Origin of the sequence: Streptomyces sp. NBC_01210 (assembly GCF_036010325.1) — a bacterium.
In the GTDB taxonomy this organism is placed as follows: Bacteria; Actinomycetota; Actinomycetes; order Streptomycetales; family Streptomycetaceae; genus Streptomyces.
In genome coordinates this window covers 1,425,509-1,449,808 of record NZ_CP108549.1, presented here as the reverse complement: position 1 = coordinate 1,449,808, position 24,300 = coordinate 1,425,509, and the positions used below count along the sequence as shown (strand labels likewise).

Here is a 24,300-nt window from a genome sequence, read left to right as displayed (position 1 = left end):
GGCTCCCTTTCAACGGCCGGCTTCGTCGGCCGGTTCGTGACGTGGTACGGGGAGCGGAGGCGAGATGTTCAAATTCTCAAGGATTTCTTGAGGAAGTCGACCTCGAGTGACAGAAGATTGCTGGCTGTGTCTTCCTGGGTGACCAGATGGGTCGCTCCGGAGAGCGGGAGCACACTGTGCGGGCGGCCCGCGGCGAGCAGCGCGGAGGAGAAGCGCAGCATATGGGCGACAGTCACATTGTCGTCGGCGATGCCGTGCACCAGCAGCAGCGGGCGGGTCAACGTGTGGGCGTGTGCGACGAGTGAGCAGCGTTCGTAGGTCTCGGGTGTCACGTCCGGGTGGCCGAGGAACCGCTCCTCCCAGTGCGTGTCGTAGAGCCGGCGGTCGGTCGGGGCACCGCCCGCGATCGCCGTGTGGAAGACCTCGGGGTGGCGCAGCACGGCACCGGCTGCGAGATAGCCGCCGTACGACCAGCCGCGGATCGCCACCGCGTCCAGATTCAGCTCGGAGTGGTGGGCGGCGGCCTCGCGCAGCGCGTCGATCTGGTCCTCGAGGACGGGCGTCAGCCGGTCGCCGTACACGGACTTCTCCCACTCCCGGCCGCGGCCGGGAGTGCCGCGGCCGTCCGTGACCAGCACGGCGAAGCCCTGCTCGGCGAACCACTGGGAGACGGCCGTCCACCAGCCGCGTGCCCGCACCACCAGCTGGATCCCGTGCCCGGAGTACGGATTGAGGAGTACCGGCAGCTTGCCGGAGCCGGGCTCGTACCAGGACGGGAGATACAGCTGGCTGCGCAACTGACGCTCGCCGAGCGTGAGGAAGACCGGGCGCGGCACGATCCGGGGCTCCTCGGCGAGCACGGCGATCTGCCCGGCCGGCACTCCGCCGTGCAGCACGGTCACGGTCTGCCCGTCGTCCGTCCTGCTGTTCAGCACGACCGTGTCGCCGCCGACCGCGGCGGTGTGGACGCCCGGCCCCTCGCTGACACGGACGAAGCCGGCGGCGGAGTCGTACGACCAGACGTGGGTCTCGGTCGGCTCCTCGCCGGCGGCGAAGAAGACCCGCTCCCCGACCGCGCCGAGGACCTCACGGACCTGGAGTCCGGCGGGGGTGGGGGTGCTCCCGATACGCAGGCCCTGCGTATCGTCCCGGCACCACGGGATGACGGGCGTGCCCGACGGGAGGCGAACCGGGGTGCCGGGCAGCAGCGACAGCCAGAAGTGGTCGCGGGCGTGGTGCTGCAGTTCCGTCGCCCCGGTTCCGGGGTCCACGGTCAGGATGTACTCGGAGCGCTGGTCGCGGGTCTGCACGGAGATCAGGGGGCCGTGGCTGTCCCAGCCTGCTGTGGTGACGTACTCGAAGGCGGGGTCGGTCCACGCCGCGGGGTAGTGGTGCTCGTTCGCGGCGGCCGGGATCTCTACCCCAACCCGCTCGCCGTCCAGCCGGACGATATGCAGTGACACCTTCGCGTTCGCCGTCCCCGCCGCCGGATACGGCATCGACCTCGGCGGCTTCGTCGGATTCGCCGGGTCTGCGATGTACCGGCGCTGCACCGGCGAGTTGTCGATCCGCGCGACCAGCAACGCGTCGCTGTCCGGCGACCACCAGTAGCCTCGCGACCGTCCGATCGACTCCGCCGAGACATGGTCGGAGAGCCCATAGGTCACCTCGGGCCCCTCCGGCGCGATCAGCAGCCGGTCGTCGGTCCCGTCGATCCGTACGACATGGAGGGCGCCGCCGGTGACGTAAGCGATCGAGGCACCGTCCGGGGCGGGGCGCGGGTCCACCACCGGTCCGGCGGCCGTGATGCTGCGCGGTTCTCCGCCGTCCGTGCGGACGACCCAGAGTTGACCGCCCAGCGCGAAGGCAACGACCCGGGCCTCCCGGTCGGTCGAGTACGCCACCACACCCGACGACATCTCCCTGGCGCGTTCCCTGCGGACCTTCTCCGCCTCCGGAATCTCCTCCTCCGTGGAGCCGCCGAGCGTTGGCGGGTCAGCGAGTATCCGCTCCTCGCCCGCCTCGTACAGCCACAGCCGGCTCACCGGGTCCGTGCCGCCCGTGCTGCGTACGAACAGCACGCGCGCACCGTCCGGCGAAACCGTGAACCGCTGCGGGACACCGAGCGAGAAGCGCCTGGTGCGGGCGAATTGGCGGGGGAATCCTTGGGCGTTTAGGTGGTCATCCATGGGGCATCCTTGCCATCCCCGCAAAGGCCATGACAAGCGAATTTTCTCCCCACGCCGGCCGGAGAACTGACCCGAGGGCTGAGCTGCGGGGGCCGCTGGTCCATGCTGCCGACACGGGCGCTTGCCCTGCCCTCCCGCGCGGACCGCTCGCGGACGGAGCCGGCACGGGTCGGGTCATGCTTGGTGACCTAACGGCGCCTCCATGGATGACGGTCGGCGGGGCCGGTTCGAGGTGGGCGTGCAAGCGTCGCAGCAGGGATCCGAGTTGGGCGCCTGTGAATGGTTGCTGGGCTGACGCAGCCGCCGCCAAGAAAATATCGCCGCCGCGTGGATCGGATGATCCATGCGGCGGCGATGATCGGTCGGCCCCGGGGACCGTTGCGGGGCCGACCGGCGGACTAGTCGGCCGAACGCAGCTCCAGCGTGCAGCACTTCACGCTTCCGCCGGCCTTGAGAAGCTCCGAAAGATCGACGCCGATCGGGTCCACGTCGAAGTGGGTGGGCCGGCACATGAGGTGGTGGCGCGGCCGTGCCGTACGCACTTTATGCATGGGTGTTGATCCCCTGGTCTCAAGAACGGCTGGTGAGGTACCCACCCATGGAGCGGAAGTAGTCGGTCGCGGGTATCTCCTCGCCGTCCTCGGTGCGCACGCGTGTGATGGCCAGGCCGTGGTTGCGGCCGTTGCGGGCGTCGGCTCCGGCGACGATCACCACGCCGTTGCCCTCGCGGTAGAAGATGCGGCCGGGCGTGCCGCCGTAGCGGCCTTCGGACACAACCGCCGCCAGGATCTCGAGGCGCTTGCCCTTGTGGTGGGTGAAGGCGCTCGGATACGGAGCGGACTGGGCGCGCACGAGACGTTCGAGGTCTGCGGCCGGCCAGCTCCAGTCGATGCGGATGTCCTCGGCGGACCGCTTGTGGAAGAAGCTGGCCTGCGACCGGTCCTGCTTGGTGAACTCGGTCTCGCCGGCGGCGATGCGGCCGAGTGCGCCGACCGTGACCGGGGCGATGAGGTCGACGGTCTTGTGGAACAGGTCGGTGGCCGTGTCCGTCGGTTCGACCGCCACAGCGCGCTGAACCACGATGTCGCCGGCGTCCAGCTCGTCGTCCATCATGTGCGCGGTGACGCCCACTTCACGCTCGCCGTTGATCAGAGCCCAGATCAGCGGGGAGAAGCCCGCGTACTTGGGCAGCAGCGAATCGTGCACGTTCAGCGTGCCGTGGCGGGGGAGGTCGAAGATGCGCGGAGGGATCCACGTCCGCCAGTTGTTCGCCACGATGATGTCGGGGGCGGCCTCCTTGAGGGCGGCGAACAGCTCCTCGTCATCAGGGCGGTTGCGGATCAGTACGGGAACGCCGTGCTGTTCGGCGAGGTCGGCGACGGAGTCGCTCCAGATCTTCTCGTACGCGTGCTCACTCTTGGGGTGCGTCACGACCATCACCACGTCGTGCTCGGAGTCCAGGAGAGCTTGCAGGGTGCGGTGCCCCCAGGTCTGATAACCGAACATGACGACCCGCATGGGTTCCTCCTCAGAGTGGCGATGGACCGGCGCATAAGTAAAGCAAGCCTTACCTAAGCGTGCAACGAGCCAAGATTTTGGGCTGTGTTTGCATCCATGACCCACCGCTTGTCCGTTTTGCCCTGTCGACAGGCTCGTTAGATGAGGTTAGCTTTACCTAAGTTCCGCTCGGCCGCCGCCCCGTCGGTGTGCCCTGCTCCCACTTTCCCCAAACGCCTGACAAGCGGCTGCCCCGCACGATGGGAGTGACATGTCACAGGCTCTTCCTGACGACGCACCACCGATCCACGACCTCATAGGAATCGGCTTCGGGCCGTCCAATGTGGCCATGGCGATAGCGCTCAGCGAGCACAACGCACGCGTCGGCAGGCAGGAGGCGGTCACGGCTCACTTCTTCGAGCGGCAACCGCGCTTCGGCTGGCACCGCGGCATGCTGATCGACGACGCGACCATGCAAGTGTCCTTCCTCAAGGACCTGGTGACGCTTCGGAATCCGTCGAGTGAGTTCAGCTTCCTGTGCTACCTGCAGAGCAAGGGGCGGCTGGTCGACTTCGTCAACGGCAAGAGCCTCTTCCCGCTGCGGGTCGAGTTCCACGACTACTTCGAGTGGGCGGCGGCCCAGGTGGACGACATGGTGTCCTATGGGCACGAGGTCGTCGCCGTGCGGCCCGTCGTACGCGACGGAGTGGTGGAGTACGTCGATGTGACGGCCCGTTCGGGGTCGGAGCTGGTGGTCCACCGGGCACGCAACCTCGTGATCGGCACAGGTCTGCGGCCGCAGATGCCTCAGGGCGTCGACCGGACGGACCGGATCTGGCACAACTCCGATCTGCTGGCACGGGTGGATAGCCTGGATGACGCCCAGCCGTCCCGCTTCATCGTGGTCGGGGCCGGCCAGAGCGCCGCGGAGAACGTGGCCTTCCTGCACCGCCGCTTCCCCGAGGCGGAGGTCTGCGCCGTCTTCTCCCGCTATGGCTACAGCCCCGCCGACGACAGCAGCTTCGCCAACCGGATCTTCGACCCCGAAGCGGTCGACGAGTACTTCACGGCCCCTGACGAGATCAAGCACAAGCTGATGAACTACCACGGCAACACCAACTACGCCGTGGTGGACATCGACCTGATCGACGACCTGTACCGCCAGGCGTATCAGGAGAAGGTCCTGGGCACCGAGCGTCTTCGGTTCCTCAACGTGTCCCGTCTCACCGACGTCGTCGAGACCCCGGACAAGGTCCGTACGACGGTCGAGTCGCTGGTCACCGGAGAGAAGACTCCACTGGACGCCGATGTGGTGGTCTACGCCACCGGTTACCGGCCCGCCGACGCCCTTGGGCTCCTCGGCGAGGTCGGGGAGCACTGCCACCGTGACGACGACGGACGCGTCCGCGTCGAGCGCGACTACCGCGTCGCGACCGATGCCGAACTGCGGTGCGGAATCTACCTCCAGGGCGGCACCGAGCACACGCATGGCATCACGTCGTCCCTGCTGTCGAACACCGCGATCAGGGTCGGCGAGATCCTGGAGTCGATCGTGGACCGGAGCCAGGAGCCCGCCTCCGGCCACGCCCGGCGGACCGCCGACGAGATCGGCACACCCCTCTAGGGCGTGTTTTAGAAGTCCCGCCTGCCCCGCGACCCCTGGCACGCACACTCGCGATGTTGTCGGAGTCACCCAAGTACGTCCAGTACGAGGGCGATCCTCCGCCTTGCGATTGCACGCACCAGACGCCGCGAGGCCCGCCCTGCGGGCGGACGGCGCTACTTCTAAAACACGCCCTGGTCCTGCCTCCCCCCACAGTCGAGCCTGCCCGGTGGCCGAATCGTGCCGGGCGGGTGTGGCACGCCCTGTGAAACCCCGTGAAAGGAAACACCGTGTCCACTGGTACACGCCCCGCGCTGACGAGGATCGTCAGAAACATCCCCCGCGTGGCCGTCGCCGCTGTCGCCGCGTTCGCCCTGACCGCCTGTGGGGGCGGGGCCGAGAAGACCGAGTCCAAGTCGTCCGAGGGGGCGAGCGCCAAGTCCGCGGCATTCCCGGTCACCATCGAGCACAAGTACGGCAGCACGACCATCGATGCGGAGCCGAAGAAGGTCGTCACTCTCGGCCTGTCCGACCAGGACGCGGTGCTGGCGCTCGGTGTCAAGCCGGTCGGTTCGGTCGACTGGTTCAAGGAGAAGCCGTACGGCAAGTGGCCGTGGGCCAAGCAGCTGTGGGGTTCCACGCCGCCGCAGATCGTGGGTGAGCGTGATGAGTACAACATGGAGAAGATCGCGGCGCTCAAGCCGGATCTGATCGTCGCTCAGTACTCGGGCATGAAGAAGGAGCAGTACGAGACGCTGTCCAAGATCGCCAAGGTGGTCGCCCAGCCCAAGGGCCACGAGGACTACCAGGCGCCATGGCAGGACATGACCAAGCAGATCGGCAAGGCGCTGGGCAAGGACGCCGAGACCGAGAAGCTGATCGCCGGCATCGACGCGCGCTTCAAGGCCGTCCGCGACAAGCACCCCGAGTGGAAGGGCAAGACGGTCACCGTCGGCGAGCCCTACGAGCCGGGCAAGTTCTCCGCGTTCTCGCCCAAGGACCCGAAGGTCATCTTCCTGTCCGGGATGGGCTTCACCACTTCCGAGACGTACCGCAAGTCGCTGGGCAAGGAGAACATCGCCGACCTCAGCTCGGAGCGCCTCGACGTCATGGAGGCCGACCGGACGGTGTGGCTGGGCACCCCTGAGACGGAGAAGGCCATGAAGGCCGATCCGCTCTACAAGAAGACCAAGGTCCATCAGGAGAAGCGGGATCTGTTCCTGCCGTACGACAGCCCGGACATCGGCGCCGCGCTGTCCTTCAACACTGTGCTGAGCATCCCGTACGCCATTGACCAGGTCGTGCCGATGCTTGAGGCCATCAAGTAGAAGCGGAGAGCGCATCTCCTTAGTGCGGCGACCTCTCACGGTCGCGCCTGCCCGGTGGCCGTCCCCGCCGGGCGGGCGTGACGCGCACGGTGCCGGAAAAGCCGTACGCCGTCGACGTGATCGTGCCGCTTCCGGCCGACGCCACGTAACCACTCATCACTGACGCACAACCAGGGAAAGGCCCTTCGACGATGTTTGACGCCGAGTCGGACCGGACATCCACTGCCGGGATACCCGTCACTGGTGGGCAATCCGGCATCTGGCTTGCCCAGCAGATCGAGCCGGACAGCTCGGCCTACAACATCTCGTTCGTCCTGGAACTGCTCGGCGACATCGACCTCGACCGCCTGGCCGTCTCGGTGCAGCACGCCGTCGAGGAGGCCGAGTGCCTGCACGTGAGCGTCAGCCCCGAGGACGGGCAACCACGCCAGACGCCCACGCGGTTCCCCGTCGACATCCCCACCGTCGACCTGCGGCACGAACCGGATCCCGAAGGCGCTGCCGCGGAGTGGACGGAAGCCGACCGTGACCGGCCCGCCGACCTCGAGCGCGGTCCGCTGTTCGCCCAGGTACTGCTCCGGCTCGCCGACGACCGCGTTCTCTGGTACCAGCGCTACCACCACATCGTCATCGACGGCACAGGCATCGCGTTGATCACCCACCGGGCCGGTGAGCTCTACACCGCCGGTGAGGCGGCCGGTGACACCGACTGGGCGCTGTCCCGGCTGGTGGACTCCGACCGTGCGTACCGTGCGTCCGAGCAGTACCGGACGGATCGCGCGTACTGGCTGAGCCGACTGGCCGACCGGCCGGAGCCCGTACGCCTCGTCGAGCGCGCGTCGGCGCAGATGACGCGGCGCCTGCGGCGCACGGCGGAGCTGTCACCGCAGGACACCGCCCGGCTGCGGGCCGCCGCGGCGGGCGCGGGCATTCGCCTGTCGCGCCTGCTGGTGGCGGCCGTGGCCGCCTACCTTCACCGTGCCACCGGCGAGCAGGACCTGGTGCTCGGCCTGCCGGTCACCGCCCGGCAAGGCGCCGAGTCGGGGGTTGTCCCCGGCATGGTGTCCAATGTGCTCCCGCTGCGCGTCGCCGTCCGCGGGGGCATGACCGGCTCCGAGCTCGTGGAGGCGGTGCGATGCGCGATCGCCGGGACGGTCGAGCACGGTCGTTACCGTGCCGAGGACCTGGCGAGGGACCTGGGGCTGGTCGACGGCGTACCGGAGCTCGTCGGTCCCACGGTCAACATCCTGCCCGGCGGCGAGGGGCTGCGCTTCGGCGATCACGCGGCCGACCTCAAGCCCGGTTGGCTCGGCCCGGTCAGCGACCTGGCGGTCACCGTCGACGAGTCCCGGGCGGGCGAGAGCATCCGTATCCACTTCGACGCGGACGCGGACGTGTGCGACCAGCGGACGCTGGACGACCACGAGCGCCGCTTCCTCATGCTGCTGGATGCCCTTGTCGAGGGGATGGACCGCCCCATCGGCTACATCGAGCTGACCTCCGGTGCGGAGCGGGCCCAGCTGCTCAACGCGTTCGGAGCCGCGCCACGCGAGGTGCCCGAACTGTCCTGGCCCGCCGCGTTCGAGGGGCAGGTGCACCGCTCGCCGGATGCCGTCGCGCTCGTGTACGAGGACCGGGAACTGTCCTACGCCGAGCTCAACGCCGCCGCGAACCGCCTCGCCCGCCTCCTGATCGCCCGGGGCGTGCGCGAGGAGCACGTCGTCGCCGTGGCCGTGCCGCGCTCGCCCGAGCTGGTGGTCTCCCTGCTGGCGGTGATGAAGGCGGGAGCGGCATATCTGCCGCTGGACGCCGACCACCCCCAGGACCGGATTGCCTACATGCTGTCCGACGCCGGCGCGCGGACCGTCGTCACCACGCGCGAGCTGGCCGGCGAACTCCCGGAGGCACCCGGCGTCGAGCACGTCCTGCTCGACGACCCGTCCGTGGCCGCCGAGTACGCCGCGTTGGACGACTCGGACCCCGGCCTGCCGATCGCCCTGGACCAGGCCGCGTACGTCATCTACACATCGGGCTCCACCGGCCGCCCGAAGGGCGTTGTGGTCTCGCACGACGGGGTCGGCAGCCTGGTCGCCACCGCCACGGACCGCATCGGTGTCGACGCGGACAGCCGCGTCGTGCAGTTCGCCTCGGTCGGCTTCGATGTGACGGTCTGGGACCTGATCATGTCGCTGTGCGTCGGCGGCCGGATCATCATCGTCCCCACCGAGCGTCGGGTTGCCGGGCCCGCCCTGACGGATTACATCGAGGAGCACCTGGCCACCCATATGATCCTGCCGCCGTCGCTCGTCTCGGCGCTGCCGCAGGACTGTGAGCTGCCCGAGGGCGCGGTGCTCGTGGTCGGCACCGAGGCGGTGCCGAGCGAGCTCATCGCCCGCTGGGGCGGGCGGCTGCGGGTCGTCGTCGCCTACGGCCTGACAGAGGCGACGGTCAACTCGACGCTGTGGCTTGCCGAGCCGGACCGGCAGGGCCCGGCACCGATCGGCCGACCCGACCCCAATACCCGTGCCTACGTGCTCGATTCGGCGCTGCGTCCGGTTCCTGCCGGTGTCGAGGGCGAGTTGTACGTCGGCGGGCGCGGCCTGGCCCGCGGCTACCTGGGCAGGCACGGGCTGACCTCGGAGCGGTTTGTCGCCGACCCGTTCGGGCCGTCGGGTGCGCGGATGTATCGCACGGGCGACCGGGTGCGCTGGAGTGCCGACGGCAACCTGGAGTTCCTCGGCCGCGCGGACGGACAGCTCAAGATCCGCGGTCACAGGATCGAGCCGGGCGAGATCGAGAGCGCGTTCATGGCCTGCCCGGGCATCGCTCAGGCCGCCGTCCTCGTACGGGAGGACCACCGGGGTGTGAAGCGCCTCGTCGCCTATCTGGTGGGTGACGGCGGCGCGGATGCCGACGCCTGCGTTGCGGCGGCGCGGGTGCAGGTGGCGGAGGCGCTGCCGGACTACATGGTGCCGTCGGCCCTCGTCGTACTGGACGGACCCCTGCCGCTCACCCCCAACGGAAAGCTCGACACCCGGGCGCTGCCCGAGCCGCAGTGGACGGCGATGACCGGTGACGCCAAGCCGACGACGCCGGCCGAGGCGGCTCTCGCCGCGCTGTTCGCCGAGCTCCTCGACCTTCCGTCGGTGGGCGTCCACGACAGCTTCTTCGAACTCGGCGGAGACAGCATCGTCGCCATCCAGCTGGTATCCCGCGCCCGTGCCGGCGGACTGGCGATCACCCCGCGCGACGTGTTCCGGCACCGTACGGTGGCGGCCCTCGCGCGCATCACCGACGGTGCGGACACGCCGCCACGTGAATCCGGTGCGGTGCCCGAGCCGTTCTCCCTGGTCCCGCTGACCGATGCCGAGCGTGCCGAGTTCGAATCCGCCGTCCCGGAACTCCTCGACGTCGTACCGGCCACTCCGCTGCAGGAAGGCTTCTTCTTCCATGCCGCCGTCGACGAGGGCGGGTCGGACGGCTACGCCGTGCAGGACACCCTCGAACTCGCCGGTGACGTGGACGCCGAGGCCCTGCGGGCAGCCACGCAGCGGCTGCTCGACCGCCATCCACTGCTGAGCGCCGCCTTCCGCCAGCGCTCGGACGGTCAGATCGTGCAGCTCATCGGCGAGCGTGTCGAGCTGCCGTGGCGCTACGCCGACCTGTCGGAACTCGACGCGGCAGAGCAGTCCACGGCCGCCGACGAGGTCACGGGCGCGGAGCGGGCGGAGCGATTCGACCTCGGAGTCCCGCCGCTGATGCGGGCCGCGCTGATCCGGCTCAGCGCTGAGCGGTCCCTGCTGGTGCTGACCATGCATCACATCGTCGTGGACGGCTGGTCGGTTTCGCTCATCATGCGTGAACTACTGGACGGCTACCGCCCCGGCGTCTCGGCTGAGCCGTCCGCGCCGGTCACGTCGATGGCGACCTACCGGGCGTACGCGGGGTGGCTCGCCGGCCGTGACCGGGCGCCGGCGCTCGGCGCGTGGCGCGACGCGTTGGCGGGCCTCGACGCCCCGGCCGGGCTGCCCGTCCGTGCCGGGGACGCGAGCCCTGCCGAGGCAGGCGGGATCACTTTTGAGCTCTCCGCGGAGGCCACGACGGCGCTCACGGCTCGGGCCCGGCAGCTCGGGCTGACCCTGAGCACCATCGTGCAGGGCGGGTTCGGCCTGGTGCTCGGTGATGTGGTCGGCTCCCAGGACCTGGTCTTCGGGGCCACGGTCTCCGGACGGCAGGCCGCCGTCGAGGGCATCGAAGCGCTGGTCGGCCTGCTGATCAACACCGTGCCCACCCGGCTGCGGTGGCGTCCGGAGCAACCGGTCGCCGAAGTCCTGGCGGGTTTCCAGGACGCCCAGGCCGACCTGCTGGACCACCAGCACCTCGGACTCGCCGACATCCAGCGGGCCGTCGGCCGGGGCGAACTGTTCGACGCGCTGGTCGTGGTGGAGAACCTGCCCGACGCGGGCGAGCCGACCGATCCGGCGGGCCAGGTCCGCATCGTCGGATCGCACATCCGCGACGCGGTGCACTACCCGCTCTCGCTCACCGTGCTCCCCGGTGAGCGACTTGAGCTGCGGCTCGAACACGACCCCTCCCGGCTGGACGCCACGGCCGCAGAGCGGTTCGTCACCCGGCTGCGGGCGCTGCTCGACCAGGTGATCGCCGACCCCCGGCTCCCGGCCGCGCAGCTGGCCGCGCAGTCGGCCGAAGAGCGGCGGAGCACGCTCGACCGCCTCACCGGAGCGGAACACGCGTTGCCCACCGGCACGGTGCACGGAGCATTCGCCGAACAGGTCCGCCGCACCCCTGACGCGACCGCTCTGATCCACGACGGCGAGCGGACGACCTATGGCCGACTGGACGAGCGGGCCGAGGCACTGGCCCACCGGCTGTCGGCCCAAGGCGTGGGCCCCGAGTCCATCGTGGCCGTCGCTGTTCCCCGCTCGGCCGAGGCGCTGGTCGCCCTGCTCGGTGTACTCAAGACGGGTGCGGCCTATCTGCCGGTCGACGTCGACTACCCGACCGACCGGGTTCGCTGCATGCTCGCCGACTCCGGGGCGCGAACGGTCGTCGCCACCGAGGAGTCCTGGGCGCGCCTGCCCGAACTGGCGGACGTGACACCGGTCCTCCTCGGCGAGGGCCACGACGGGGCAGCTGATCCAGCTCCGGCCGCGCCCGGCACCGTACTCGTCCATCCGGACAACGCCGCGTATCTGATGTACACCTCGGGGTCGACCGGTCGGCCCAAGGGCGTCGTGGTGACGCATCGAGCGGTCGTCGGCCAGTTGGCCTGGACGACCGAGCAGTTCGGATTCGGTCCGGGCGAGCGAGTGCTGCACCAGTACTCGACCAGCTTCGACCCGTCGGTGCAGGAGATCTTCGCTCCGCTGCTGACTGGTGGGACCGTCGTGATCGCCAGGCCGGACGGCCACCGCGATCCGGCGTATCTTGCCGAGCTCATCCGCCACGAGCAGGTCACCAACGTCGATCTGGTGCCCTCCCTGTACGGCGCGCTGCTCGCGGAGGAGGAAGCCGGCCAGTGGTGGGCGAGCCTGCGCAGGGCGTTCAGCGGGGGAGAGGCGCTGCCGGTTCCGCTCGCGCGGCGCTGGCGGGAGCGCACCGGGGTGCCTCTGTTCAACGTGTACGGGCCGACCGAGGCCGTCATCCAGGTCACCAGCTGGGATTCGGGCTCCGAACCGGGTGAGCAGGGCACCGTACCCATCGGGCGTCCGGTGTGGAACACCCGGCTCTACGTACTCGACCGGTACCTCCGCCCCGTCGCGGAGGGGGAGTCCGGCGAGCTCTACATCGCGGGCGCGCAACTGGCCCGCGGTTACCACGGACGCACCGCGCTGAGCGCGGAGCGCTTCGTCGCCGATCCGTACGGCGGGCCGGGGGAGCGGATGTACCGCACCGGAGACATGGTTCAGTTCAGTGGAGACGGTGTGCTCACCTACCTCGGGCGCACCGACCACCAGGTCAAGATCAGGGGAAACCGGGTGGAACTCGGGGAAATCGAAGCACGGTTGCGCGATGAGCCGGCCATCGGTGACGTGGTGGTCGTGGCCCGCGACGACGACCGTGGAGTCAAGCAGCTGGTGGCCTACCTGGTCCCCGATACCGGAGCGGCTCTGGATGTCGCCGCCGTACGGAGCACGCTCAGCGGTTCGCTGCCCGCGCCCATGGTTCCCAGCCACTTCGTGGAACTCGACGCGCTGCCGTTGACCCCGGGCGGGAAGATCGACCACAAGGCCCTTCCCGCCCCCGAGGTCCGGAGCAGGCGACAGGGACGTACGGCGCGCGAGGGCCGCGAGCGGCAGCTCTGCGCGATCTTCGCCGACGTGCTCGGGATCGACGCGGTCGACGCGGACGAGGACTTCTTCGTGCTCGGCGGGGACAGCATCCTGTCCATGTCGGTCTCCAGCCGCGCCCGCAAGGCCGGCCTGGCGATCAGCCCGCGCGACGTATTCGAACACCGCACGCCGGCCGCGCTGGCGGCCACCGTCGTCGGCACGGAGGATGCCGCACCCGCGGCCGTCGCCGATTCCGACGGTGTGGGCGACGTGTCGCTGCTGCCCATCGTCCACCAGCTCCGCGAGGACGGCGGAACGGTCAACCGCTTCAACCTGTCGATGCTGCTCCAGGCACCCGCCGCAGCCGACACCGACTCTCTGACGCGGGTTCTGCAAGCGATCCTGGACCACCACGACGGTCTGCGGCTCACGCTCTCCCGCATGGATCTCGGCCCGGCGATTCCCGCGCTGTGGTCGGCCCGGACGCTTGCCGTGGGCTCGGTGGACGCGGCTGCGCTGCTGCGGCGCGTCGATGTACGTGAGCTCGACGACGTCGGACTCCGCACGGTGATCGCCGAGGAGTCCGACGGTGCGGCCTCCCGGCTCGATCCTGATGGCGGCACCATGCTGCAGGCGGTCTGGTTCGACGCGGGCGGCGACCGGCCGGGCCGACTGCTGCTCGTCGTCCACCATCTGGCGATCGACGGCGTGTCCTGGCGTGTGCTGCTCGGTGACCTCGCCGCCGCGTGGGACGCCGTCTCGCACGGGGAGCGGCCTGTCCTGGAGCCGGTGCCCTCGTCACTGCGGCGGTTCGCACGGGACGTCGCCGAGCAGGCGACCTCACCGCAGCGGCAGGCCGAACTGCCGTACTGGGCAAAGACCCTGGCGCCGGGAGCCGAGCTGGTCGCCGGTGCCACCCGTACCGGAACAGCCGGTTCGGCGCGGGAACACGTCGTGTCCCTGTCCGCCGAGGACACCCAGGCGCTGCTCACGGCGGTACCCGCCGCAGCCGGAGCCGATGTCACCGAAGTCCTGCTCACCGCACTGCGCCTCGCAGTGTCGCGCTGGCGCGGCGAGCGGGACAGCGAGCAGGACGGCGACCTGCTGGTGGATCTCGAACGGCACGGACGCGACGGGGCCGACCTGGACCTGTCGCGCACCGTGGGCTGGTTCACCAGCCTGCATCCCGTACGGCTCCCCGCCGCCGACGGCGCACTTGACGTGCTCAAGTTGGTCAAGGAGTCCGTGCGGTCGGCACCGGATTCGGGCGCTGGGTACGGCATGCTGCGCTACCTCAACCCGCAGCTCGCGCCCGTCTTCACCCAACTGTCCAGCGCCCAGGTGCTGTTCAACTACTTCGGCCGGCTTCCCGCCGAGCAGATCCGTGACTGGGCGCCCGCGGTCGAGGCCGACGCACTGTCCGTGGAACCCGACGCCGACCTGGCCATGCCGTATCCGCTTCAGGTCAACGCGGTGTGCGCCGATACCCCCCACGGCCCCGAGCTGCGCGCCACCTGGACCTGGGCCGCGGGCGACGCGCTGACCGAGGAGGACGTACAGGCGCTCGGCCGCGAGTGGGCGGTGGCACTGTGCGAACTCATCGCGCAGGCGTCGCAGTCCGGCCCGGCGGCACGGGCTCTCACGCCGTCGGACGTGCCCCTGGCCCAGCTCACCCAGGCCGACATCGACCTGGTCGAGCGCGTCAGCCCGGTGACCGTCGCCGACATCTGGCCGCTGTCACCGCTGCAGGAAGGCATCCACTTCCACGCCAGCTACGACACGTCCGCGCTGGACGTCTACACGGCGCAGGACACCTTCGACTTCGACCACCGGCTTGACGCCGAGCGGCTCCGCGCGGCCTGCGCGACGCTGCTGCGCAGGCACCCGAGCCTGTGCGTGGGTATCACCAGTGACGGCCTGCCCAGGCCTGTGCAGTTCGTCTGTTCCGCGGCCGAGGTGCCGGTGCCACTGACCGAGGTGGATCTGACCGGCCTGAGCGAGCAGCAGCGGCAGGTACGCCTCGCCGAGATCGCCGAGGCCGGCCGGCGGGAGCGGTTCGACCTGGCCGCGCCCCCGCTGTTCCGGCTCAAGCTGATCCGGCTCACCGAGAACACCGACCGTCTGATGCTCAGCCACCACCTGGTGGCCTGGGACGGCTGGTCGCAGTCCGTGTTCCTCGACGAACTGCTGGGGCTCTACGCCGCGGCGGGCGACGACACCGCGCTGCCCGTACCCGGCAGCTACCGTGACTATCTGAGCTGGCTCGCGGAGCAGGACTTCGACGCGGCCCGTGAAACGTGGCGCCACGCCCTGGCCGGACTCGACGAGCCCACGCTGGTGGCGCGGAACCGGGGGGACGAGCCGACGATCCCGCGGCGGCGTACCTTCGATCTGTCCCCGGAGCTCAGTGACCGCCTGCGGGCATCCGCCCGTGAGCACGGACTGACGATCAACGCGGTGTTGTCCGCCGCGTGGGCGCTCGTCCTGTCCGCGACGGTGGGCCGTGACGACGTGGTATTCGGCGCCACGGTCGCCGGACGGCCCGCGGACGTGTCCGGTGTGGACACGGCGATCGGCATGTTCCTCAACACGGTGCCCCTGCGTGTCACGTTCGACCCCGACGAGCCGGTCGCGGAGCTGCTGCGCCGTATGCAGTCCGAGCGGGTCGCGCTGATGGACCACGAGTACCTCGGCCTGGCCGAGCTGCAGCGGGCCGGCGGCCACAACACCCTCTTCGACACCCTGTACGTACTCCAGAACTTCGCCGACGAAGGCGCGTTCCGGCAACTGACCGAGCGTCACGGCATCACCGGCGTGGGCAGCGTGGACGCCACCCACTACCCCATGACGCTGATCGTCAACCCGGCCGAGGTCGTTCAGGCGAAGCTGGAGTACCGCCCGGACCTGGTCGACGACGAGCAGGCCGCAGCCACGCTGGAGCGCTTCGGCACCCTCGTGGAACGCCTGATCGGCGATCTGTCGGCGCGCGTCGGTTCCCTGGACCTGCTGCTGACCGGCGAGCGGGAAGCTCTCGCCGCCGAGTGGGCGGGCAGCCGTGACTCCGTGCCGAACGAGACCGTCGCCGACATGCTCGCGGCACAGGTCGCCCGCACCCCGGACGCCGTGGCGCTGGTGTTCGGCGAGCGCGCACTCACCTACGCGGAGCTGGACGCGCAGATCAACCGGCTCGCCCGGCTGCTGCTCGCCCGTGGCGCGGGACCCGAGCAGGCGGTGGCACTGGCGCTGCCGCGCTCGATCGAGATGGTCGTGGCGCTGTTCGCCGTGCTGCGCACCGGCGCCGCCTACCTGCCCCTCGACCTCGACCACCCCGCCGACCGGCTGCGCCTGATGGTCGAGGACACCGGGCCCCTGTGCCTGCTGTCCACGACGGCCGTCGCCCCGACGCTGCGAGGGGAGGAGGGAGCCCTCGCCCCCGAACTCCTGCTGGACGACCCGGGTGTGGCAGCAGAGCTCGCCGGTCTCCCGTCGGGGGAGGTCACGGACGCCGAGCGGCCCGCGTTCGCGCACGGTGTGGAGAACCGGCTGGAGTACCCCGCCTACGTCATCTACACCTCCGGCTCGACCGGCAAGCCCAAGGGCGTCGTCACCCCGTACCGCGGGTTGACGAACATGCAGCTCAATCACCAGAAGGAAATCTTCGACCCGGCGATCGCCTCGGCGGGTGGACGACGGCTGCGCATCGCACACACCGTCTCCTTCGCCTTCGACATGTCCTGGGAGGAACTGCTCTGGCTCGTCGAGGGGCACGAGGTCCATGTCTGCGACGAGGAGCTGCGCCGCGACGCCGAAGCCCTTGTGGCGTACTGCGACGAGCACCGCGTCGACGTGGTCAACGTGACGCCCACCTACGCCCAGCTGCTGATCGAGGAGGGCCTGCTCGACCAGGACGAGACCGCAGGCAAGCACCGGCCCGCACTCGTCCTGCTCGGCGGCGAGGCCGTGTCCGACACGGTGTGGCCGCGACTGCGCCGCACCGAGGGCACGTACGGCTACAACCTGTACGGGCCGACCGAGTACACGATCAACACGCTCGGCGGATCCACCACGGACAGCCCGACCCCGACGGTCGGCATGCCCATCCGCAACACCCGGGCCTATGTGCTCGACGCGATGCTGCGCCCCGTCCCGCCGGGCTGCCCCGGCGAGCTGTACATCGCCGGAACCGGCCTCGCCCGTGGCTACCACAACCGGCCCGGCCTGACGGCGGAGCGGTTCGTCGCCGACCCGTTCGGTGCCCCCGGCGAGCGGATGTACCGCACCGGCGACCTCGTCCGGCAGCGCCCGGACGGCCTCATCGACTTCCTCGGCCGTACCGACGACCAGGTCAAGATCCGCGGATACCGGATCGAACTGGGCGAGATCTCCTCGGTCCTGGCCGCGCACCCCGAGGTCGCGCACGCCGCGGTCGTCGTGGCGGAGACCGCCGGGACGAAGCGCCTGGTCGGCTATGTCGTACTCGAGGAGGGTGAAGCACAGGACGACGCGCTGCTCCAGCGGCTGCGCGAGCACCTGAAGGCCGGCCTGCCCGACTACATGCTCCCCGCCGCGCTGGTGGCGGTGGAGACACTTCCGCTGACCGTCAACGGCAAGCTCGATGTCAAGGCCCTGCCCGCCCCGGACTTCGCAGGGCCGAGCACCAGCCGCCCGCCCAGGTCGCCGCAGGAGGAGACGCTCTGCGCGCTCTTCGCCGAAGTCCTCGGACTCGCCGAGGGCAGCGTAGGAATCGACAGCAACTTCTTCGAGCTCGGCGGCCACTCGCTGCTGGCCACCAGGCTGATCAGCCGCGCGCGCACCGCGCTGAAGGCGGAGCTGGCGATCCGCGACCTGTTCGAGGCGCCGACCGTCGCCGAGCTGGTGGAGCGTGCGACCGGCTCGCCCACCGCCGACCGACCGACGCTGACGGCCGGCGAGCGGCCCGCCGAGCTGCCGCTGTCCCACGCCCAGCAGCGGTTGTGGGTCATCCAGCAGATCGAGTGCACCTCGGCCGCCTATAACTTCCCGCTGGTGATGCGGCTGCGCGGCCCCCTCGATGTGGACGCGTGGCGGGCGGCGCTGGCCGATGTGACGGTACGTCACGAAGCGCTGCGCACGGTCTTCAGCGAGCGCGACGGACAGGCGTTCCAGCGCGTTCTGCCCATCGGCCAGGCGCACCCGGTGGTGGAGTGCGTCCGCGCCGGCGAGGACGAGGTGGCCGGCATCGTCGACGCCGCCATCAACCGTCCGTTCGATCTCGCCGCAGAGCTGCCGCTGCGGGCGACCATCGTCGAGGTGGCGCCCGAGGACCACGTCGTGGTCCTGCTGCTGCACCACATCACCACCGACGAGTGGTCGGACCGGCCCTTCCTGCGCGACCTGGCCACCGCCTACGCCGCCCGCCGGTCCTGCTCGGCGCCGGAGTGGGAGCCGCTGCCCGTTCAGTACGCCGACTACGCGCTGTGGCAGCAGCGGCTGCTCGGTGACCCGGCCGACCAGCAGAGCCTGGCCGCCCGTCAGCTGGAGTACTGGCGTACGACGCTTCAGGGGGCTCCCGAGGAGATCGAGTTGCCGGCCGACCGGCCCCGGCCCGCCCGGCCGGCCTTCTCCGGAGCCGAGCTCGACATCGACTTCGACACCGCGGCCTACCAGGGGCTGAAGCGGCTGTCCCGGGAGAGCGGCGCCAGTATGTTCATGGTGGTGCACGCGGCAGTCGCCGCGCTGCTCCACCGCATGGGCGCCGGTACGGACGTCCCCCTCGGCTCGCCCATCGCCGGGCGGAGTGACGAGGCGCTCGACGATCTGGTCGGCTTCTTCGTCAACACACTCGTACTGCGGACCGACCTCAGCGGCGATCCGAGCTTCACCGAACTGTTGGCGCGGGTCCGCGACACCGACCTGGCCGCGTTCTCCCACGCGGACGTGCCGTTCGAGTCCGTCGTCGAGAAGCTGAACCCGACGCGCTCGCTCGCCCGCAACCCGCTGTTCCAGGTGATGGTCGGCTACCACAACCGCACGGGCGACGAGCTGGAGCTGCCCGGGCTCGGTGTGGAGTACGTGCCGTTCCGGATCAAGTCGGCCAAGTTCGACCTCGTGTTCAGCTTCAGCGAGCAGGTCGGCGTCGGCGGGGACGAGGGCGCGCTCAGCTGCCGCCTGGAGTTCGCCACCGAGTTGTTCGACCAGGCGGTCGCCGAGCGGCTCGGCGACCGCCTGAGGCGACTGGTCACGGCGGTGGTCACCGAACCGGAAGCCCCGGTCTCCCGGGCGGATGTACTCGCTGCCGACGAGCGGCAGCTGGTCCTGGAAGGCTTCAACGCCACCGAGCGGGTGGTCGACGAGTCCTCGCTGCCGGCCCTGTTCGCCCAGCGTCTTGCCGAGCGGCCCGACGCTGTGGCCGTCGTAGAGCGGTCCAGGTCGGTGAGCTACGCACAGCTGGACGCCCGATCCAACCGGATCGCGCGGCTGCTGGCCGCGCGCGGGGTGGGCGCCGAGAGCGTGGTCGGCGTGGCCATGCCCCGGTCGGCCGACATGGTCGCGACCGTGCTCGCCGCGCTCAAGCTCGGCGCAGCGTTCCTGCCGCTCGACCTGGTCCACCCGGCCGACCGGCTCGCCTACATGATCGAGGACTCGAGGGCGGCCCTCGTCGTCGGCACCGAGCAGGTGGCAGGGAAGATCCCCGAAGTGGCGGGCGTACCGACGGTGCTGCTCGACGCACCGCAGGCCACGGAAGAACTGGACCGGCCGGCAGAGTCCGCGGTCGATGGTCTGCCGGTGAGCCTGGACCAGGCGGCGTACGTGATCTACACGTCCGGTTCGACCGGCCGGCCCAAGGGCGTGGTCGTCCCGCACGAGGGCATCTCCAGTCTGGTCGCCACCGCGGTCGACCGGATGGGCCTGGAACGCGACAGCCGCGTACTTCAGTTCGCCTCGATCGGCTTCGACGTCTTCGTGTTCGAACTGTCGATGGCGCTGTGCCACGGCGGCCGGCTCGTGCTCATATCCGACGAGGCGCGCGTCGCGGGGCCGGCGCTCACCGACTTCCTCGCGGACCAGCGGATCACTCACATGATTCTTCCGCCGTCCCTCGTATCGGCGCTGCCGGCGGGCTGCGAGCTGCCCGAAGGGTCGACCATCCTGGTGGGCACCGAGACCGTGCCGCCGGACCTGTTCGACCGCTTCGGCGCCACGGCCAACCTGATCTGCGCGTACGGGCTCACCGAGGCGACGGTCAACTCCACGCTGTGGCACGCCCGGCAGGCTGGGGGTTCCCCCGGCCGAAGGCCAGGGGGAGGACGGCCCACCGGGCGCGTGCCGATCGGCCGGCCGGACCCCAACACGGTCTGCTACGTGCTGGACGCCAATCTGCGCCCGGTCCCGCAGGGCGTGGTGGGCGAGCTGTACGTGTCCGGACGCGGACTCGCCCGCGGCTACCTCGGCAAGTCCGCGCTGACCTCCGAGCGGTTCGTCGCCGACCCGTTCGGCCCGCCCGGCAGCCGGATGTACCGCACCGGTGACCGCGCCCGCTGGCGCACCGACGGCAACATCGACTTCCTCGGCCGGGTCGACAACCAGGTGAAGATCCGCGGTTTCCGCATCGAGCTCGGCGAGATCGAGGCGGCACTCGCCGGCCACCCGGCGGTCAGCCAGGCCGCCGTGGTGCCCGACCGTGTGGGCGACATCGTGCGTCTTGTGGCCTACGCCGTCCCGGAGGGCGGCCCCCAGAGCGGGGAGCTCGACCCGCAGGCGCTGCGTACGCATGTCGCCGGGCTGTTGCCCGAGTACATGGTGCCCGCCCTTGTGGTGCCGCTGGACGGTCCGCTGCCGCTGACCCCCAACGGCAAGCTGGACCGGAAGGCGCTGCCCGCACCGGACTGGTCCGGGATGACCGGTGACGCCCGCCCGGCCACCGAAACGCAGGCCCGCCTGGCCGAGCTGTTCGGCGAGATCCTGAAGCTGGAAGACGTGGGTATCCACGACAACTTCTTCGCGCTGGGCGGCCATTCGATGGCCTCGATGCGGCTGCTCGGCCGGATCCGCTCCGAGTTCGGGGTCGAACTGAGCATCCGGGACGTCTTCGACGCGCTGACCGTCGCCGGTATCTCCGCCAAGCTCGGGGGAGCGTCGGCCGCCCGGCCGCCGCTGCGCCCGGTCGAGCACGTGGAGGGTGCTCCGCTGCCGGTCGCCCCCGTACAGCGGTGGCAGTGGTCGTCATACCGACGGCACTCCGGCTTCGACCACGCACTTGTGCTGCGCTCGCCCGGAGGGCTGGAAGGCGACGCGCTCGCGGCCGCGCTCGGCGACGTGGTGGCACGGCACGAGCCGCTGCGCACCGTCTTCACCGAACGGGACGGAGCCGTGCACCAGCAGGCCGCGCAGCCCCCGGCCCTGGAGCGGGAGCAGTGCGTCGACCTGGACGCACGGCTCGCCGAACTCGCCGCGCAGGCCCCGGACCTGTCGCAGGAACCGCCCCTGCGGGCCCGGCTGCTCACCGGCGCGGACGGCACGCAAGCGGTACTGCTGACGATGCACTACCTCGCCGTGGACGAATGGTCGGTGGTGCCCCTGTTCCGCGACCTCACCACGGCGTACCGGGCCAGGACGGTCGGCCGGGAGCCCGGGTGGGAGCCACTGCCGGTCACATACGCCGACTACACCCACTGGGCACACGAGGTGCTCGGCGATGTCGCCGACCCCGACAGCCTGGGCGGGCGGCAGCTCGCGTACTGGCGGCAGACGCTGAAGGACCTGCCGCGGGAGCTGGCGCTGCCGACGGACAGGCCGCGTCCGGCCGCACCCGGCCTGCCCGGCAGTGGTGGTGACTACGTCGGATTCGTGCTCGACGAGCAGCTCCACGCCGACGTGGACAAGCTCGCCCGGGCGACCGGCACCAGCATGTTCATGGTCCTGCACTCGGCGCTGTCGGCACTGCTCACCGCCCACGGTGCGGGCACCGACCTGCCCATCGGCACCATGGTCGCCGGCCGCGCCGACGACCAACTGGCCGACCTGGTCGGCTGCTTCTTCAACACCGTGGTGCTGCGCACCGACACCGCGGGGGACCCGACCTTCGCGGAGCTGCTGACCCGGGTGCGGGAGACGACGCTCGGCGCCCTGGACCGGCAGGACGTGCCGTTCGACGAGGTCGAACGGGTGACCGGACTGCCCCCGGAGGGACCGCAGGTCATGGTGATCCACCATGAGCAGGCCGACCTCGACGAACTCGAGGGCGGCATGGGCTCGTTCCACGCCGTGCCCACCGGCTCGGCGAGGGCGGAGCTGACGCTCAGCTTCTACGAGCCGCGCGGCGACGGGCCCGTGCACTGCGAGCTGATCCACGCCACCGAGCTGCTCGGCCGCGCCAAAGCGCGCCGACTCGCCGACGAACTTCAGGTGCTGTTGCGGAAGGTGGCAGCCGACCCGGAACAGCCGCTCTCGGAGCTGTTCACCGTAATGTCCATGAGGAGTGAGAACGCATGACCACCAACCCGTTCGAGGACCCGCAGGGCCGCTTCAAGGTCCTGACCAACGACGAGAACCAGCACTCGCTGTGGCCGTCCTTCGCCGAGGTGCCGGCGGGGTGGCGGACCGTCTTCGGAGAGGACACCCGGGACGCCTGCCTTGCCTACGTGGAGGCCAACTGGACCGATTTGCGGCCCACGAGCCTGATCGCGCAGCAGGGCTGACCCTCCTGGAACCACGTCGCCGCCTGCGGTGAGGACGTCTCCTCACCGCAGGCGGCGACGCGCGTTTCACCCACGCGACGGTGTTGGCCGTGCTTGGATCTCGGGAGCCTGCGGCGAGATCTCCCCCACGCCGCCCCTTCCCGCTGTGCCGATGTGCGGCTCCGCCGCGTGGGGGGGCTCCGCCCCAGACCCCGCGCCTCAATCGCCGGCGGGGCTGCATGGCAGCCCCGCCGGCGATTGAGGACGCTCCCCCTTGGGCGTCCGGGGGTCTGGGGGCTGCCCCCAGTTACGGGAAGAGGCGGGTGGGGAAAGGCCCACCGCGGACGACCAAGATCCGCTGGACACGCCCTGGGCATGCGCGACCGGTACATCACCGTGGGCATGACCCACTCATTGCGTAGGCCCCCGGGTACCGGCGAATTCGAGGGGTCGTTGCAACACTGCTGGTCAGCTGGCTAGGTCCAGTAGCTTAGCGAGGCGCTCGGCTGGGGTTTCCCAGCCGAGCGTTTTGCGTGGGCGGCTGTTGAGTTCGGCGGCCACCGTTTCCAGGTGGTCGGGGGTATGGGCGCTCAGGTCGGTGCCCTTGGGGAAGTACTGCCGCAGCAGGCCGTTCGTGTTCTCGTTCGACCCGCGCTGCCAGGGGCTGGCTGGGTCGCAGAAGTAGACCGGGATGTCGGTGGCGACGGTGAAGGCGCGGTGGGCTGCCATCTCTGAGCCCTGGTCCCAGGTCAGGGACCGCCACAGATGCGGCGGGAGGGTCTGGACGGTAGTGGCGAGCGCGTTGCGGGTGGCGATGGCGCTGTGGCCGGTCGGCAGGTGCACGAGCATCACGTAGCGGGTGGACCGTTCGACCAGGGTGCCGATGGCCGAGCGTCCGTCCTTGCCGATGATGAGGTCGCCCTCCCAGTGGCCGGGGACGGCCCGGTCGGCGGCTTCGGCGGGGCGTTCGCTGATCAGGACCATGTCCTTGATGGCGCGGGAGATGCGCTTGTGGGCCTGGCGCTGCGGGCGCCGGCGGGCCCGGCCGGTGCGCAGGGAGCGGGCCAGTTCCCGGCGGAGTTCGCCGCGGCCCTGGACGTAGAGGGCCTGGTAGACGGTCTCGTGGGTCACGTGCATCTCCGGCCGGTCAGGGAAGCGTGCCCGCAGAGCCTGGCAGATCTGCTCAGGGCTCCACCGCATCGTGAGGTGGTCCTGGATGAAGTCCCGCAGTTCGGGGTTCTGGCCGATCTTGCCGGTCTTGGGGCGGGGCCGGCGGGCGTCGGCCCGGGCCTGGGCGGTGTGCGGCCGGTAGTACCAGCCCCCTTTGGGCATGGTCCGCCGGTTGCGGCGTATCTCGCGGCTGATGGTGGACGGGCTGCGGCCCAGCTCGGCGGCGATCTGCCGGACGGACGCCTTCTCACGCAGCCGGTCGGCGATGTGAATGCGGTCGTGCTCCTGGAGATACCGCGACGGAGCAGGAGGCGGTCCCTCCGGCCCCGGCGGCCCGGGCGTCTGCCCGGGTTCCTGGTAGATCGGAGGGACCGCCTTGCGGCCCCTTTGGTGACCGTTACGCCACTTCTTGCCCGTACGGCGGTCGATGCCGACGATCCGGGCCGCTTCCCGGGTGCTGTAGCCCTGCTCCATGAGCTGGAAGTATGCGGCCCGCTCACGGAGCAACGGCTTGCGCCCCTGCGACTTCCTGTTCTTGCGAATCTCGAAGTCCATCGCACCCCT

The 24,300-nt window shown here is 70.4% G+C and carries 7 protein-coding genes and 1 pseudogene; 4 read left to right on the top strand and 4 right to left on the bottom strand.

What is annotated here, in order from left to right; genetic code table 11:
* Positions 1-68: 68 nt before the first annotated feature.
* The 3 genes and pseudogenes from OG735_RS06410 to OG735_RS06400 form a co-directional block, all read right to left on the bottom strand.
* Positions 69-2,189 carry a S9 family peptidase gene (locus OG735_RS06410; RefSeq protein WP_327322162.1) on the bottom strand — a complete coding sequence of 707 codons (2,121 nt, stop codon included), beginning with the start codon at positions 2,187-2,189 and terminating at the stop codon, positions 69-71.
* Between the two features lie 398 nt (positions 2,190-2,587).
* Positions 2,588-2,671 (bottom strand): annotated as a pseudogene (locus OG735_RS06405) (amidinotransferase); the annotation flags it as partial.
* A gap of 88 nt (positions 2,672-2,759) precedes the next feature.
* The gene (locus OG735_RS06400) at positions 2,760-3,707 is read right to left on the bottom strand and encodes a methionyl-tRNA formyltransferase (protein ID WP_327322161.1); all 948 of its coding nucleotides are present in this window, start codon (positions 3,705-3,707) and stop codon (positions 2,760-2,762) included.
* A 250-nt stretch (positions 3,708-3,957) separates the two neighbouring features.
* On the opposite strand from OG735_RS06400, the gene OG735_RS06395 reads away from it, so the two are divergent.
* From OG735_RS06395 to OG735_RS06380, 4 genes are all read left to right on the top strand, one after another.
* Positions 3,958-5,310: a lysine N(6)-hydroxylase/L-ornithine N(5)-oxygenase family protein gene (locus OG735_RS06395; protein WP_327322160.1), complete on the top strand. Its 1,353-nt coding sequence runs from the start codon at positions 3,958-3,960 to the stop codon at positions 5,308-5,310.
* Positions 5,311-5,579: 269 nt separating this feature from the next.
* Positions 5,580-6,617, top strand: coding sequence for an iron-siderophore ABC transporter substrate-binding protein (locus OG735_RS06390; RefSeq protein ID WP_327322159.1), 1,038 nt, complete (start codon positions 5,580-5,582; stop codon positions 6,615-6,617).
* Between the two features lie 191 nt (positions 6,618-6,808).
* On the top strand, positions 6,809-22,381 hold the full coding sequence (locus OG735_RS06385) for a non-ribosomal peptide synthetase (RefSeq protein WP_327322158.1): 15,573 nt from the start codon (positions 6,809-6,811) through the stop codon (positions 22,379-22,381).
* Positions 22,378-22,587, top strand: a complete 210-nt coding sequence (locus OG735_RS06380; RefSeq protein ID WP_327322157.1) for an MbtH family protein — start codon at positions 22,378-22,380, stop codon at positions 22,585-22,587. The genes OG735_RS06385 and OG735_RS06380 overlap by 4 nt, the downstream gene beginning before the upstream one ends.
* A gap of 447 nt (positions 22,588-23,034) precedes the next feature.
* On the opposite strand, the gene OG735_RS06375 is transcribed toward OG735_RS06380, so the two are convergent.
* Entirely contained in the window at positions 23,035-24,291 is a 1,257-nt protein-coding gene (locus OG735_RS06375) for an IS30 family transposase (protein WP_327322156.1), read from the bottom strand.
* Positions 24,292-24,300: the final 9 nt, after the last annotated feature.

Bases quoted from the DNA above. Each gene is read 5' to 3' on its own strand.
- OG735_RS06380 (WP_327322157.1), top strand. From the start codon at position 22,378: ATGACCACCAACCCGTTCGAGGACCCGCAGGGCCGCTTCAAGGTCCTG.
- OG735_RS06410 (WP_327322162.1), bottom strand. From the start codon at position 2,189: ATGGATGACCACCTAAACGCCCAAGGATTCCCCCGCCAATTCGCCCGC.
- OG735_RS06395 (WP_327322160.1), top strand. From the start codon at position 3,958: ATGTCACAGGCTCTTCCTGACGACGCACCACCGATCCACGACCTCATA.
- OG735_RS06375 (WP_327322156.1), bottom strand. From the start codon at position 24,291: ATGGACTTCGAGATTCGCAAGAACAGGAAGTCGCAGGGGCGCAAGCCG.
- OG735_RS06385 (WP_327322158.1), top strand. From the start codon at position 6,809: ATGTTTGACGCCGAGTCGGACCGGACATCCACTGCCGGGATACCCGTC.
- OG735_RS06400 (WP_327322161.1), bottom strand. From the start codon at position 3,707: ATGCGGGTCGTCATGTTCGGTTATCAGACCTGGGGGCACCGCACCCTG.